This window comes from Streptomyces tirandamycinicus (assembly GCF_003097515.1).
In the GTDB taxonomy this organism is placed as follows: Bacteria; Actinomycetota; Actinomycetes; order Streptomycetales; family Streptomycetaceae; genus Streptomyces; species Streptomyces tirandamycinicus.
This window is the reverse complement of the sequence record NZ_CP029188.1, coordinates 6,228,778-6,243,403: the sequence shown is the minus strand read 5'-3', so window position 1 is coordinate 6,243,403 and position 14,626 is coordinate 6,228,778. Positions and strand designations below refer to the sequence as shown.

General features: G+C 73.2%; 14 protein-coding genes. 4 read left to right on the top strand and 10 right to left on the bottom strand.

The window, feature by feature from the left end; all coding sequences use genetic code 11:
- Positions 1 to 65: 65 nt before the first annotated feature.
- From hpnD to DDW44_RS27205, 9 genes are all read right to left on the bottom strand, one after another.
- Positions 66 to 1,004 carry a presqualene diphosphate synthase HpnD gene (gene hpnD / locus DDW44_RS27245; protein WP_108908109.1) on the bottom strand — a complete coding sequence of 313 codons (939 nt, stop codon included), beginning with the start codon at positions 1,002 to 1,004 and terminating at the stop codon, positions 66 to 68.
- 8 nt (positions 1,005 to 1,012) lie between these two features.
- Positions 1,013 to 1,963, bottom strand: a complete 951-nt coding sequence (hpnC, locus tag DDW44_RS27240; RefSeq protein WP_425275667.1) for a squalene synthase HpnC — start codon at positions 1,961 to 1,963, stop codon at positions 1,013 to 1,015.
- Positions 1,964 to 2,423: 460 nt separating this feature from the next.
- Positions 2,424 to 3,224: an ABC transporter ATP-binding protein gene (locus tag DDW44_RS27235; RefSeq protein WP_017944206.1), complete on the bottom strand. Its 801-nt coding sequence runs from the start codon at positions 3,222 to 3,224 to the stop codon at positions 2,424 to 2,426.
- Positions 3,211 to 4,140: an ABC transporter permease gene (locus tag DDW44_RS27230; RefSeq protein WP_017944207.1), complete on the bottom strand. Its 930-nt coding sequence runs from the start codon at positions 4,138 to 4,140 to the stop codon at positions 3,211 to 3,213. The genes DDW44_RS27235 and DDW44_RS27230 overlap by 14 nt, the downstream gene beginning before the upstream one ends.
- A gap of 93 nt (positions 4,141 to 4,233) precedes the next feature.
- Positions 4,234 to 5,106, bottom strand: a complete 873-nt coding sequence (locus DDW44_RS27225; protein ID WP_018888991.1) for a glycosyltransferase family 2 protein — start codon at positions 5,104 to 5,106, stop codon at positions 4,234 to 4,236.
- A 5-nt stretch (positions 5,107 to 5,111) separates the two neighbouring features.
- Entirely contained in the window at positions 5,112 to 5,891 is a 780-nt protein-coding gene (locus DDW44_RS27220) for a CDP-alcohol phosphatidyltransferase family protein (protein ID WP_206307390.1), read from the bottom strand.
- Positions 5,869 to 6,930 (bottom strand): iron-containing alcohol dehydrogenase family protein, encoded by a 1,062-nt coding sequence (locus tag DDW44_RS27215; RefSeq protein ID WP_018888989.1) that lies wholly within the window; start codon positions 6,928 to 6,930, stop codon positions 5,869 to 5,871. The genes DDW44_RS27220 and DDW44_RS27215 overlap by 23 nt, the downstream gene beginning before the upstream one ends.
- On the bottom strand, positions 6,918 to 7,655 hold the full coding sequence (locus tag DDW44_RS27210) for a phosphocholine cytidylyltransferase family protein (RefSeq protein ID WP_017944211.1): 738 nt from the start codon (positions 7,653 to 7,655) through the stop codon (positions 6,918 to 6,920). The genes DDW44_RS27215 and DDW44_RS27210 overlap by 13 nt, the downstream gene beginning before the upstream one ends.
- Entirely contained in the window at positions 7,652 to 9,526 is a 1,875-nt protein-coding gene (locus DDW44_RS27205; RefSeq protein WP_108908106.1) for a DUF5941 domain-containing protein, read from the bottom strand. Before DDW44_RS27205 ends, DDW44_RS27210 begins: the two co-directional genes overlap by 4 nt.
- A gap of 296 nt (positions 9,527 to 9,822) precedes the next feature.
- Here DDW44_RS27205 and galE point away from each other — a divergent pair, with 296 nt between their 5' ends.
- From galE to idi, 4 genes are all read left to right on the top strand, one after another.
- Complete coding sequence (gene galE / locus DDW44_RS27200) at positions 9,823 to 10,806, top strand: UDP-glucose 4-epimerase GalE (protein ID WP_108908105.1); 984 nt, start codon at positions 9,823 to 9,825, stop codon at positions 10,804 to 10,806.
- Positions 10,807 to 10,962: 156 nt separating this feature from the next.
- On the top strand, positions 10,963 to 11,898 hold the full coding sequence (locus DDW44_RS27195; protein ID WP_108908104.1) for a cation diffusion facilitator family transporter: 936 nt from the start codon (positions 10,963 to 10,965) through the stop codon (positions 11,896 to 11,898).
- A gap of 227 nt (positions 11,899 to 12,125) precedes the next feature.
- Entirely contained in the window at positions 12,126 to 13,385 is a 1,260-nt protein-coding gene (locus DDW44_RS27185) for a bifunctional class I SAM-dependent methyltransferase/N-acetyltransferase (protein WP_108908103.1), read from the top strand.
- 133 nt (positions 13,386 to 13,518) lie between these two features.
- Positions 13,519 to 14,112: an isopentenyl-diphosphate Delta-isomerase gene (gene idi / locus DDW44_RS27180; RefSeq protein WP_017944217.1), complete on the top strand. Its 594-nt coding sequence runs from the start codon at positions 13,519 to 13,521 to the stop codon at positions 14,110 to 14,112.
- Between the two features lie 38 nt (positions 14,113 to 14,150).
- Here idi and DDW44_RS27175 read toward each other — a convergent pair whose 3' ends face one another.
- The gene (locus tag DDW44_RS27175; protein WP_108908102.1) at positions 14,151 to 14,621 is read right to left on the bottom strand and encodes an ATP-binding protein; all 471 of its coding nucleotides are present in this window, start codon (positions 14,619 to 14,621) and stop codon (positions 14,151 to 14,153) included.
- Between the last annotated feature and the right edge of the window lie 5 nt (positions 14,622 to 14,626).

Sequence of the window (14,626 nt, the reverse complement as noted above, 5' to 3'; positions counted from 1 at the left end):
GCGCCGCACGGCCGTACGCGGCCCGGCGGCCGGGCGGGTGCGCCGAGAGGGTGCCGGAAGCGGCATCAGACGCGCCTCCTGACGGTGTTGCGGGAGATGTGACGCGCGTCGAGTCCGGAGAGACCGCGCACGGCGACGTACGCCTTCTCCCGGCCGGGCAGGGAGACCCGGCCGCGCAGGACGGCCATCGGGTCGCGCTCGATGCGGTCCAGCAGCCTGCGGTAGATCCCGGCCATGGCGGCGACACAGGCGCCGCTACGCCGGTCCAGCATGGGCAGCAGCCGGTAGCCCTCGGCGAACAGCCCCCGGGCGCGCCGCACCTCGAAGTGGACGAGCCCGGTGAAGTCGGCGCCGGACGGCGGGCTCGCGCGGTGGAAGCCGCCGGTGCAGCCGAACTTGGCGAGATCGTCGCCGGGCAGGTAGGTACGGCCGTTGCCCGCGTCCTCGCGGACGTCGCGCAGGATGTTGGTGAGCTGGAGGGCCAGTCCGAGCGTGTCGGCGTACTCCGGGGCCCGCTCGCTGCCGCGCGCGCCGGGCAGGGTGCCGAACACGCCGAGGGAGAGCCGCCCGACGGCGCCCGCGACACACCGGCAGTAGACCTTGAGGTCGTCCCAGGTCTCGTACGTCTCGCCGCGGACGTCCATGAGGACGCCGTCGATGAGCTCGTCGAGGGCGTCGAGCGGGATGGGGAAGCGCTGCGCCGCGTCCGCGAGGGCCACGGCGACCGGGTCCGTGTCGTCCTCGTCCACCGCGCCGTCGCGGATCCTGCCGAGCAGTTCCCGGGTCGCCTCGAGGCGTTCCCGCTTGGCGGTCCCGCCGAGCAGGCCGTCGCCGATGTCGTCGACACGCCGGGAGAAGGCGTAGAGCGCGGACATGGCCTGGCGCTTGTCGGCGGGCAGGAGCCTGATGCCGTAGGCGAAGTTGCGCGCCTGCGTCCCGGTGACGGCCTCGCAGTAGCTGTACGCGGCCCGGACCGGCGCGGACCTGTGGGTGAACTCCTCCATGGCCCGGCTCACCCCTCTCTACGCGCTCTGTGCAGGACGGCTCCCACTTCGCGCATCAGCCGGGTCCTGGTGGGCCGGGGCGGCCCGGGGAGGACGTCGTGGCCGGCGTCCGCGATGGCGGCGAGGGCTGCGCGTCCCCCGGCGACGAAGCCGGCGAGCAGCAGCCTCAGCCGGCCGTGGACGCTGCCCACGAGCGGGATGCCCTCGTCCAGCAGCCGGCCGGCGCGCGCGGCCTCGTGGGCGATCAGGGCGCGCACCGGCTCGCCCGCGCTCGGTGCGGCCAGGTCGCCCTCGGTGACCCGGAAGTCCTTCATGTCGTCGGCCGGGAGGTAGACGCGGTCCGCGGCCAGGTCCTCGGCGACGTCCTGGAGGTGCTCGACGATCTGGAGCGCGGTGCACACGGCGTCGGACCGGCGGATCCGCTCGGGGCTGGCCGTACCGGTGATCGCCAGGACGAGCCGGCCCACGGGGTTGGCGGACAGTTCGCAGTAGCGGGTGAGGTCGTCCCAGGTCCGGTAGCGGCGGACGAGCTGGTCCTGGCGGTTGGCCTCGATCAGGCCGAGGAACGGCTCCGGGGCGAGCGCGCGGCGGCGTACGGTCGGCACCAGCGCCCGCAGCAGGGGATGGCGGGGGCCGCCGCCGTCGCCGCGGCCTTCACCTTCGCCGTTGCCGTTGCCGGGGAAGATCCGCAGCAGGTCGGCCTCGAAGGCGTCGAGCATCGCGAGCCGGTCGTCGGCCCGCTCGGGGTCGAGCCCGAGGTGGCGGGCGTCGGCTCCGCCCGGGGCGAGGTCGCCGTCGCCGATGTCGTCGACGAGCCGGGCGTATCCGTAGACGGCCATGAGGTCGTCGCGCCAGGCCCGGGGCAGGAAGAAGGGGGCCACGGGGAAGTTCTCGTCCGCGGCCTTGGCGAGCGTGGTGCGCGTGGAGGCGTCGGGGCGCACCTGCCGGGTACCTGTCACTGCGGGCTGCCAGGTGCGGGGACGGCACTGCCCACGCGGAGCTGGAGATCTTCCGTCATGGCCGTCACATCTCCCGTTCTACACTGCCGACCCAATACATCCTATTTCGGACACGCCGCCGGTCCCCACGAGGGGGTTCGCGGTCCGTCGGCGGAATCCACGCAGGGCGTATCGCCCCACTTGCCGTGAATCGGCAACCGGTACAGCTTACGTTCCGCCCCGTGCCGGCCCTCGGCGGGGCACCCGCCGGGCCGCGAGGGATCCGGCTCCGCGCCGAACTCCCCCGGGGCGAGAAGGACTTGGCGACCGGACGGAGCGGCGTGGAGCTCCTTCCGCCCCGGCCGCACGGGCCCGGCCGTCACTTCGGCGAGGGCGGCCGGGCCGGAGGCCGTCCGGGCGGGGACCCCGGCCGGACAGCTTTCGTCCCGGGCGGGGCCCGCCGCCCACCGCGGAGGACGGGCTACTTACCGGTCTCCTTCTCGTACGCCCTGATGACCTCGTCCGTCGGGCCGTCCATCAGCAGCTCGCCCTTCTCCAGCCACAGCACCCGGTCGCAGGTGTCCCGGATCGACTTATTGCTGTGGCTGACCAGGAAGACCGTCCCCGCCTCCTTCCGCAGCTCCCGGATGCGCTCCTCGGAGCGGATCTGGAACTTGCGGTCGCCGGTGGCCAGCGCCTCGTCGATCATCAGCACGTCGTGGTTCTTGGCCGCCGCGATCGCGAAGCGGAGCCGGGCGCCCATCCCGGAGGAGTAGGTGCGCATCGGCAGGGTGATGAAGTCGCCCTTCTCGTTGATACCGGAGAAGTCGACGATGGCCTGGTAGCGGCCGCGGATCTCCTCACGCGACATGCCCATGGCGAGGCCGCCGAGGATGACGTTCCGCTCACCGGTCAGATCGCCCATCAGGGCCGCGTTGACACCCAGCAGCGACGGCTGGCCGTCGGTGTAGACCCGGCCGCTCTCGGTGGGCAGCAGCCCCGCGATCGCGCGCAGCAGGGTCGACTTCCCGGAGCCGTTGGTGCCGATCAGGCCGATGGCCTCACCGCGGTAGGCGGTGAAGGAGACGCCGCGGACGGCGTGGACCTTGCGCACGCCGCGGGACTCCCCGCGGTCGCGTCGCAGTATCCGGCTCAGCGCGGCCGTCGCGCTGCCCTTGCCGCCGCTGCCGCCGTTGACGCGGTACACGATGTGCACGTCGTCGGCGATGACGGTGGGAACCCGGGCGTCGAGCGGGTCGTCGAGGTGGTCAGCCACGGCCATAGCGCTCCTCCGCCTTCCAGAAGTACACGAACCCGGCGACCCCCAGCAGCAGCGCCCACAGCCCGCCGGCGAGCCACACGTGCGAGGGCAGGTTCGACGAGTCGTACCCGTCGATCAGGGCGAAGCGGACCAGGTCCATGTAGATCGCCGCCGGGTTGTACATCAGGACCTCGGCGATCCACGCGGGCTTGTCCGCGAGCATCACCTTGATCGAGAACATGACACCCGACCCGTACATCCAGGTCCGCATGATGAACGGCATCAGCTGCGCGAGGTCGGGCGTCTTGCTGCCCATCCGCGCCATGATCATCGCCAGGCCGACGTTGAAGACGAACTGCAGTCCCAGGGCGGGCAGCACCAGCAGCCAGCTCAGAGACGGGTAGCTGCCGAAGCCGACCACGATGAGCACGAGGACGACCATCGAGAACAGCAGCTGCTGGAGCTGCTGCAGCGCGAAGGAGATCGGCAGCGAGGCCCGCGGGAAGTGCAGAGCGCGCACCAGTCCCAGGTTCCCGGAGATGGCCCGGACACCGGCCATCACCGACGTCTGCGTGAACGTGAACACGAACACGCCCGTCACCAGGAACGGGATGTAGACCTCCTTCGGCATCCCGCGGCCCGCGCCGAGGATGAGACCGAAGATGAGGTAGTACACGAGAGCGTTCAGCAGCGGCGTCGCGACCTGCCACAGCTGGCCGAGCTTCGCCTGGCTGTACTGAGCGGTCAGCTTCGCCTGCGAGAACGCGAGGATGAAGTGCCGGCGGCCCCAGAGCTGCCTGACGTATTCGACCAGCCCGGGGCGGGCACCGCTCACCGACAGGCCGTACTTGGCGGCCAGCTCCGCCGGTGTCAGACCGTCGTCGGGAGACGGCCGGGCGCTCGTGGCGATCGCGCCGTCGTGGGTTGTGTCACTCACAAGTCGAGACTTTCGTGTTCAGGATGCGCGGCGGTGGGCCTCAGGTGGCGGCCAGGTCCCGGAGTACGCCCGATGCTCTCAGATCCCGGACCGTCAGACGACCGGCGGTCGGCCCAGTCGCGTCAGTCGCCACACGGTACGCCACCTCATGGGACGGCGGGGTCCGCAGGGAGTGGCCCAGCCCTCCCGGAAGCCGGCGAACCAGGCCCGCAGGGCCGCGGCCGAGGGCCGCCTGAGGAGCGTGAGCAGGATCCACACCCCGAGGTAGACGGGCACCAGCGGAGCGGGCAGGTTGCGGCGGGCCAGCCACACCCTGTTGCGGGCCACCATGCGGTGGTAGACCGCGTGCCGGGAGGGCGGCGTCGTCGGGTGGTGCAGCACCATGTCGGAGCGGTAGTCGATCATCCAGCCCGCGTCGAGGGCCCGCCAGGCGAGGTCGGTCTCCTCGTGCGCGTAGAAGAACTCGCCCGGCAGCCCGCCGACCTGCTGCAGCACCGTAGTGCGGACGGCGTTGGCTCCCCCGAGGAACGTGGTGACGCGCGAGGAGCGCATCGGGTCGGACGCCCGCAGCCGGGGGACGTGCCGGCGCTGGGTCAGCCCGGTGTCCGGGTCGGCGATCCGGAAGCTGATGATCCCGAGGGCCGGGTCCTCCTCGAACGCCCGGCGCACCAGCTCGGCGGTGTCGCTGTTCGGCAGCAGGCCGTCGTCGTCGAGGAACAGCAGCGCGTCGACGTCGCCACCGCCCGGGCCGAACGCCTCGATGCCGACGTTGCGGCCGCCGGGGATGCCCAGGTTCTCGGGCAGGTCGACCGTGCGCACTCCGTCGGGCACCCCCGTGACCGGGGCGCCGTTGCCCACGACGACCACCTCGACGGGGTCGCCGTCCTGCTTGGCGACCGAGTCGATCAGGGCGCGCAGGTCGTCGGGCCGGTCGCCCATGGTGATGATGACGGCACCGAGCTTCATCCGGCTCACCTCAGCCTGCTGGAGACGAGGATGGAGACCAGGTGCAGCACCGTCTGCAGCAGGGCGATGGCGGCCAGCACCGCCACGCCGAGGCGGGTGAAGAACAGGTCGCCCCGTACCTGGTCGGCGATCGCCAGCACCAGGATGAGCAGCGACGCCTCGATGCCGAGGACCAGCCGGTGGAACTTGAGCGCGGCGGCGGCCCGGCGGGCGAGGGCCATGCCGGACGAACGCGGCTCGGCCGCCGCGTCCTTGACCGGCTCCATCCCGGCCTGGTGCCGGGCGACGCCGACCAGGTCGGTCTCGGCCTTGATGAGGATGGCACCGAGCGCGGCGAGAGTGCCGAGGAAGGCCCACAGCCAGTCGATGCGTCCCCCTCCCCACAGGTCCGCGGCGCGCAGGCCGAAGCCGGTGAGGACCGCCGCGTCGCACAGGTAGGCGCCGACCCGGTCCAGGTACACCCCGGACAGGGAGTACTGCTTCTTCCAGCGGGCGACCTCGCCGTCCACGCAGTCCAGCAGCAGGTAGAGCTGGACCATCAGCACGGCGAGGACGGCGCCCCAGACGCCCGGCACCAGCAGGGCCGGCAGGGCCAGCACCCCGGCCAGCGTCATCAGGTACGTCAGCTGGTTCGGCGTGACCTTGGTGCCGACCAGGACGCGGGTGATGCGCAGCGAGATCTCGCGCATGTAGAGGCGGCCGCCCCAGTGCTCGCCGCTGCGCCGGTCCTTCACCCCGGCCGGGTGGACGACCGGGCGGAGCTCAGCTACGGATGGTCTTGGCATAGTCGGCGTACGCGTCCCTGATCTGGTCGGTGGACAGGTCGAGGTGCTCGAGGATGGTGAAGCGGCCGGGCCGCGTCTGCGGTGCGTACTCCACGGCCCTGACGAACTCGTCGACGGAGAAGCCGATCTCGCCGGGCAGCACCGGAAGCCCGTGCCTGCCGAGCACTTCGGCGAACAGCGCGGACTCCTCGTGGGCACCGCGCAGGTGCATCGCGAAGGCGGCGCCCAGGCCGACCTGCTCGCCGTGCAGCGCGCAGCGCTTGGGGTACAGCAGGTCGAAGGCGTGGCTGATCTCGTGGCAGGCACCGGAGGAGGGGCGGGTGTCGCCGCTGATCGACATGGCGATGCCGGTCAGGACCAGGCCCTCGGCCAGCACGGTGAGGAATCCGTCGTCGCCGACGCCCCCGGGGTGGCGCAGCACCGACTCGCCCGCGGTACGGGCCATGGCCGCGGCCAGGCCGTCGACCTTCTCGCCGCCGACCCGGTGGGAGAGCTCCCAGTCGGCGATGGCGGAGATGTTGGAGACGGTGTCGCCGATGCCGGCCCGGACGAAGCGCACCGGGGCCTCGCGGATGACCTCCAGGTCGATCACCACGGCGATCGGCGTGGGGACTCCGTAGGAGCCGCGCCCGTTGTCGTTGTCGAGCGTCGCGACCGGGGAGCAGAGGCCGTCGTGCGCGAGGTTGGTCGCCACGGCCACCAGGGGCAGGCCGACCCGGGCCGAGGCGTACTTGGCCACGTCGATGATCTTGCCGCCGCCGAGGCCGACGACCGCGTCGTACCGCTTGCCCTTGATGTCGTCGGCGAGCCGGACCGCCGCGTCGATCGTGCCGCCCGCCACCTCGTACCAGTCGGCGTCGGGCAGCAGCGGGGCGAGCCGCTCGCGCAGCACCTGCCCGGAGCCGTTGCTCGTCGCGACCGCGAGCCGGCCCCCGGACGAGATGCGCTGGTCGGCGAGCAGACCCGGCAGGTCCTCCAGGGCACCCGGGCGGATGTCGACGACGACCGGCGACGGGATGAGCCGGGTCAGTACAGGCACGCGATCTCCCGGCCCCTGGCGAGGTCGTCGTGGTTGTCGATCTCGACCCAGCTGATGTCGCCGATCGGCGCCACGTCGATCCGGAAGCCGCGGTTCACCAGCTCCTGGTAGCCGTCCTCGTAGTAGAGGTCGGGGTCGCGCTCGAAGGTGGCCTTCAGCGCGTCGGCGAGTTCCTCGGCGGCCTCGGGCTCGATGAGGGTGACGCCGATGTACTCGCCGGTGGCCCCGGCCGGGTCCATCAGCTTGGTGATCTGCCGGACGCCCTGGCCGTCCGCGGTGATGACCTTCATCTCCTCGTCGGCGAGTCGCTTGACCGTGTCGAGGGCGAGGATGATCCGCCGGCCGTCGCCGCGGGCGTCGAGCAGGGTCCTCTCGACGGAGACCGGGTGCACGGTGTCGCCGTTGGCGAGGATCACGCCCTGCTTGAGGACGTCGCGGGCGCACCACAGGGAGTAGGCGTTGTTCCACTCCTCGGCCTTGTCGTTGTCGATCAGGGTGAGCTTCAGGCCGTAGGTGGCCTCCAGCTCGTCCTTGCGCGCGTACACGGCCTCCTTGCGGTAGCCGACGACGACGGCGACCTCGGTGAGGCCGATCTCGCTGAAGTTCCCCAGCGTCAGGTCGAGGACCGAGAGGTCCCCGTTCACGGGCACGAGGGCCTTCGGAAGGGTGTCGGTGTAGGGGCGCAGACGCCGTCCGGCACCGGCAGCCAGGACAAGGCCGATCATGCGGGTTCTCCTTCGTCGTGTACGGCGGGTGCTCCGGAGGACACCCAGAAGCGGACGGACTCCGCGACCACCACCAGTGCCACGGCGACCGCGAGGACCGTCAGCGCGATCGTGAACTGCGGGGCGCCGAGCAGGGCGGCCAGCAGCGCGACCGCCAGGGTCCGCCCCTCGTGCCCGCCGGCCGCCCGGACCAGCCAGTGCGGGGGCGCGCCGGTGCCGCCGCGGATGCGGTACACCGTGTCGTAGTGATGGTAGGCGACCGCGGCCACCAGGCCGAAAGCCGCGGGAAGGGCCCCGTCCACGTCCGCCCGGGCGGCGAGGATCAGGATCGTGCCGTACTCCGCGGCGCGGAAGACCGGGGGCACCAGCCAGTCGAGGGCGCCCTTGAGCGGGCGGGCGACGGCGAGGCCCGAGGTGAGCGCGTAGCCGAGGGCGGCGACGGCCGTCCAGGGGCTGCCGTAGGGGGTGAGCGCCGCGGTGAGGGTGACCGCCGCGGCGCCCGCCAGGGCGATCACCGGGGGCGCGAACGCCGGGAGCCGGCGGGCCACGCCCCCGAGACGGGCGGCGAAGCCCTCCGCCAGCGGTCCGGAGTCGGCGAGGTCGCCGAGCGCCCGCGCGGCCCGGTCGGTCCTTCGGGCCTTGCGGGTGAGCGAGCGCAGCACGCGCCCGGCGGTGGTGTACGTGGCGGCGAAGGCGCAGCCGGCCAGCAGCGCGTAGAAGACGATCCGCGGGGTGGTGGCGGCGGTCAGCACGGCGATCATGGCCCAGCGCTCGCCGATCGGCAGCACGATCATGCGCCGGACCCAGACCGTCCAGCCGACGCCGTCGAGGCGATCGGAGAGGGCGGCGGTGGGGCTGGTGTTGCCGGTGGCGTCGTGGTTGGCCTCGTTGAAGGAGAAGTCGACCACGTGCCGGCAGGTCTGCAGCACCATCGCGCCCAGCGCCAGGGCCCAGACGTCGTCCCCGCCGCGTGCGGCGCCGAGCGCGAGGCCCGCGTAGTACGCGTACTCCTTGGCCCGGTCGAAGGTGGCGTCGAGCCAGGCGCCGAGGGTCGAGTACTGCAGGGAGTAGCGGGCGAGCTGCCCGTCGGTGCAGTCCAGGACGAAGGAGAGGATCAGCAGCACACCGGCGGCGACGAAGCCGCCCCGGGTGCCGGTGGCCGCGGCGGCGGCCGCTATGAGGGCGGTGACCAGCGAGGCGGTGGTGACCTGGTTCGGGGTCAGCCCGCGCCGGGCGCACCAGCGGGCGAGGTAGCGGGAGTACGGGCTGATGCAGAAGGTGGTGAAGAACCCGTCGCGCGCCTTGACGGCGGACCGCAGCCGGACGTCCTCGTCGTCGACGGCCGCCAGCGCCTGGCGGGCCTCGTTGCGGGCCTGGGGGTCGCCGGGCACGGTCGCCACCAGGGGCCCGAGCTCGGGACGGTGCGGGGCGGCGCCGCCGTCGGCGAGGGCGGCGGCGACGAGGTCCGGGAGCACGTCGGCCCGGGCGGGGCGGGTGTCCGTGGCCGGGCCGCCGGGGGACGCGCCGTCCTGGGACGACCGCACGGGGCGCTGCCCGTCCGGTCGCGGTCCGGCGGACGCCTGCCGCAGGGCCGCCAGCAGGGCGGGGCGCGCCTCCGGCAGGGCGGTGGCGGCGCCGGGGATCGCGGCCGCCGGGAAACGCGGGTCCGTCAGGCCGAGGCGGAGCGCGTGCACGTGACCGACGAAGCGCGGGTCCACGAGGGCGGCCCGCTCGGCGGCGGGGAGAGCGGCCAGCAGGCCGGCCGCCTCGTCGGCCCCGGTGGCGATGCGTACGTCGAAGCCCAGCGCCCGCAGATCGCCTTCGAGCGGCGATCCGGGTACCGGCGGACCGGTGAGGATGGCGGTCGACAGACGGACTCACTCCTTGGCGCTATCAGACGGGTGGGCACGGCGGCTCGGCCCGGGACCGGGCGGCGGCATGTCGGCTGAGGCTATCGGATGAACGGAAGCGCGAGTTCACTGAGGTTTCCCGGTGAGGACACCCGCGCCCGTCCCGCCGGCCTCGTGCTCGATCCGGGCGTCCCCGCCCGGACCGGCACCGGCCGCCGGCACCGTGACCGAGATCATCATCGTCGATCGGCGGCCGACCCCACAAACCGCCCCCGGCGGCACCGCCGCCCGGGCGCCGCGTGGTTAGGGTGGCGGGCATGACATGGCTGATCACAGGCGGGGCGGGGTACATCGGAGCGCACGTGGCGCACGCCATGACCGGCGCCGGGGAGCGGGTCGTCGTGCTCGACGACGTATCGACGGGCGACGAGGCGCGGCTGCCCGAGGGGGTGCCGCTGGTGAGGGGCACCCTGCTGGACCGGGAACTGCTGGACCGCGTCCTCTCCGGGTACGGGGTCACCGGCGTGGTGCACCTGGCGGCGAGGAAGCAGGTCGGCGAGTCCGTGGAGCAGCCGCTGCGCTACTACCGGGAGAACGTGCACGGGCTGACCGTACTGCTGGAGGCGGTCGCCGACGCGGGCGTGCAGCGCTTCCTCTTCTCCTCCTCGGCGGCGGTGTACGGGATGGCCGACGCGGACCTGATCACGGAGGACACCCCTGCGGTGCCGATCAGCCCGTACGGGGAGACCAAGCTGGCCGGCGAGTGGCTGGTGCGGGCGGCGGGCCGGGCGCACGGCATCGCCACCGCCTGTCTGCGCTACTTCAACGTCGCGGGTGCGGCCCGGCCGGAGCTCGCCGACACCGGGGTGTTCAACGTCATCCCGATGTTCTTCGACCGGATCACCCGGGGTGACGCACCGAGGATCTTCGGCGACGACTACCCGACACCCGACGGGACCTGCGTCCGCGACTACATCCACGTCGCCGACCTCGCCGACGCCCATCTGACCGTGGCCCGCCGGCTGGCCGCCCAGGACGGGGCCGGCGACCTCACGGTGAACGTCGGCCGCGGCGAGGGGGTCTCGGTGCGCACACTGGCCCGGGTCGTCGCCGAGGTGACCGGTCACGGCACGCCCGCGGTCGTCGGGCCGCGCCGCCCCGGGGACGCGGCGCGGGCCGTCGCCTCGGTCGGGCGCATCGGTGAGGAGCTCGGCTGGACGGCCTCACGCGGGGTGCGCGAGATGGTCGAGTCGGCGTGGGAGGGCTGGCTGCTGCACCACCCGGAGTGCGTGCGCCACTGACCCGTCCCGGTGCCTGGCCGGCGGCCTGATCTGCGGACATCACCGCAGGTCAGGCATATGACAACGGTGTTCAGCGTCGTGTTGCCCGGTGCTCCCGCCCGTAGTTCACTGACCACGCGGGACGGAACGTCCGCGGCGATCCGGGAGGCGTCTGGCATGGGGGCAGGGCACGACCACGGACACGGCGGCCGCCCGCCGGCGGGGACCGCGGCCTCCGCCTACCGGGGACGGCTGCGGGTCGCGCTGGCCATCACGCTCGGCGTGATGGGCCTGGAGATCGCCGGCGGGTTGCTCGCGGACTCGCTCGCCCTGATCGCCGACGCCGCCCATATGGCCACCGACGCCCTGGGGCTCGGCATGGCGCTGCTCGCGATCCACTTCGCGGGCCGCCCGGTCGACGCGAACCGCACCTTCGGCCTCGCCAGGGCGGAGATCCTCGCCGCGCTGGCGAACTGCCTGCTGCTGCTCGGCGTCGGCGGCTACCTGCTCTACGAGGCGATCCAGCGCTTCATCACACCGGCCGAGACCAAGGGCGGCGTCGCCATCGTCTTCGCCCTCGTCGGTCTGGCCGCCAACGTGGTGTCGCTGTTCCTGCTGATGCGGGGGCAGAAGGAGAGCCTCAATGTGCGCGGCGCGTATCTGGAGGTCCTCGCGGACGCCCTCGGCTCCGTGGCGGTGCTGGTCTCCTCGGCCGTCATCCTGGCGACCGGATGGCAGGCGGCCGACCCGATCGCCTCGCTGGCGATCGGCCTGATGATCGTGCCGCGGACGGTGAAGCTGCTGCGGGAGACGCTGAACGTGCTGCTGGAGGCGGCGCCGAAGGGCGTCGACATGGCCGAGGTGAGGGAGCACATCGAGGCCCTCCCCGGCGTCCTGGACGTCCACGACCTGCACGCCTGGACGATCACCTCCGGAATGCCGGTGCTCTCCGCGCACGTGGTGGTGGCGCCCGACTTCCTGGACGAGGTGGGTCACGAGAAGATGCTGCACGACCTGCAGAGCTGCCTCGGCTCGCACTTCGACGTCGAGCACTGCACATTCCAGCTGGAACCCGGCGGCCACGCGGAGCACGAGGCGGGCTACTGTCACTGAGGGCCGCCGGACCGGACCGGCCGGGCCCGTGCGGGAGGGAGAGGAGCCGACGTCGATGGCGGTCGCAGTCGCCGCTGCCCCGCGCAGCACCCGTCCCCGCCCGGCCCCCGGGCTCCCGGCCGGTCGCCTTCCGCACCCCCGGGCGCACCCCGGCCCGTACCCCGGCCCGCACCCCGACCTGATCGATGCGGCGGCCGGGACCCGTCTCCCCCCGGGGGTTTGACACCGTGTCAGAGTCCGACAACGCCTTCCGTGACGCCTTCTTCGCCCTGCACCGCGGGCTGCCCCGGCAGGGGCCCGGCTCCGACGCCACCACCCGCCGACTGCTGGCCCTCGCGGGCCCCCTCCCGCCCCGTCCCCGGATCCTCGACCTCGGCTGCGGTCCCGGCCGCGCCGCGCTGCTGCTGGCGGCCGAGGCCGGGGCCGAGGTCACGGCGGTGGATCTGCACCAGCCGTTCCTGGACGAGCTGAGGCGGGCGAGCGCCGCGCGCGGTCTCGCCGGGCGTGTCCGCACCGTGCTCGCCGACATGGGCGCGCCGCCCTTCCCGGACGGGTCGTTCGACCTGGTCTGGGCCGAGGGCTCGGCGTACGCGATCGGCTTCGACACCGCGCTGCGCCGCTGGCGGCGGCTGCTCGCCCCGGGCGGCGCCCTGGTCCTCACCGAGTGCGAGTGGACCTGCGCCGAACCGAGCCGGGCCGCCCGCGCGTTCTGGGACGAGCACTACCCGCTGCGCACGACGGCGGCCAACGCCGCCGCGGCGGTCGGCGCCGGATATCACGTCGTCGCGGTGCACCGGCAGCCCGAGAGCGACTGGCAGGAGTACTACGGCCCGCTCGCAGCCAGGGCCGCCGCGGTCGATCCGCGGACGGCGACCGGGGCGGCGGCCGCCGCGCTGGAGGCCACCCGGGCGGAGATCGCGATGCGCCGGGACCACGGCGGGGAGTACGGCTACACCGGCTATGTGCTGCGACCCGCCGACCCGCACCGGCGGGTCCGGCCGGAGACGGACGCCGACATCCCGGCCGTACACGCCGTGAACGCCGCGGCGTTCCCCACCCGCGACGAGGCGGAGCTGGTGGACGCCCTGCGCCGGGATCCGCGGGCGTGGCTGCCGGGACTGTCCTGGGTGGCCGAGGCGCCGGACGGCTCCGTCGCCGCGTACGCGCTGCTCACCCGCTGCCTGGTCGGCGGCGAGCCCGCACTGGCGCTGGCCCCCTGCGCCACCGCCCCGGAGCACCAGGGGCAGGGGGCGGGGTCCGCGGTGATCCGCGCGGTGCTGGACGCCGCGCGGATCGGGGGCGAGCGACTGGTCGTGGTGCTGGGCCGTCCGGAGTACTACCGGAGGTTCGGCTTCGGGCCTGCTTCACGGCTCGGCATCCGGCCGGGCTTCGAGGTGCCCGACGAGGCGATGATGGCCCTGGTGCTGGACGGTTCCACGGACCCGCCGCAGGGCATGATCACCTACCCGGAGGCGTTCGGGGTGTGAACCGCCCCGCGTGCCCGTGCGGCTCCCCGCACGGGCACGGACATGCCCAGGGGCGGTGAAGTGCGGACAAGCCGCTTTTGTACGGCAGACTGGGTGCGCCCCTCAGGGCCGAGGACCGAAGCGAAGGATGGCTATGCCGATCACACCCGCCACCGCGCCGAACAGCTCGTCGAACGGCACCGCGCAACCGATCTTGCTCGAACTGGTCGACGAGAGCGGCCGAACCATCGGCACCGCGGAGAAGCTCTCCGCCCATCAGGCGCCGGGACAGCTGCACCGGGCGTTCTCCGTGTTCCTCTTCGACGAGCAGGGGAGGCTGCTGCTGCAGCGGCGGGCGCCCGGCAAGTACCACTCCCCCGGCGTCTGGTCGAACACCTGCTGCGGGCACCCCTATCCGGGCGAGGCTCCGTTCACGGCCGCCGCCCGGCGCACACACGAGGAGCTGGGCGTCTCCCCGTCGCTCCTGGCCGAGGCGGGCACCGTCCGCTACAACCATCCGGACCCGGCCTCGGGCCTGGTCGAGCAGGAGTTCAACCACCTGTTCGTGGGCCTGGTGCAGTCGCCGCTGCGGCCCGACCCGGAGGAGGTCGGCGAGACGGCGTTCGTCACGGCGGCGGAGCTGTCGGAGCGGCATGCGCGGGACACGTTCTCGGCCTGGTTCATGACGGTGCTGGACGGGGCGCGCCCGGCGATCAGGGAGCTGACCGGCCCGTCCGGGGGCTGGTGAGCCGGCGGGCCCTGCCATGGGGTCCCGCGGTGCGGCGCCTACAGGGGTGCCGCGCCGCTCACCGGGACGAGGGGCAGTGCCGCCCAGACGATCTTTCCGCCGCGCGGGGTGTGCTGGACGTCGCACTCGCCGCCCGTCTCCCGGGTGATCTCCTTCACCAGCAGCAGTCCCCGGCCGCCGGTCCGGGCGGAGTCGCTCTCCAGGGCCTTGGGCCGATAGGGGTGGTCGTCCTCGACGGCGACCCGGATCCACTCCGGGCCGACCGCGACCTCGACGGTCACCTCGGGCGACAGCAGCGCCGCGTGCCGTACGGCGTTGGTGACGAGTTCGGACACGATCAGCAGCAGTCCCTGCAGGACCTCGTCGTGGACCGGTACGCCCTGTCGGCGGACCAGGTCGCGGACGGCATGCCGGGCCTGCGGTACGGAAACGTCGAGTGCGGGTGCGGTGAACCGCCAGACGCCTTCGTACGACAGTGGCCGGGCCGGGACGCTCCCGGGGCTCTCCATAGACC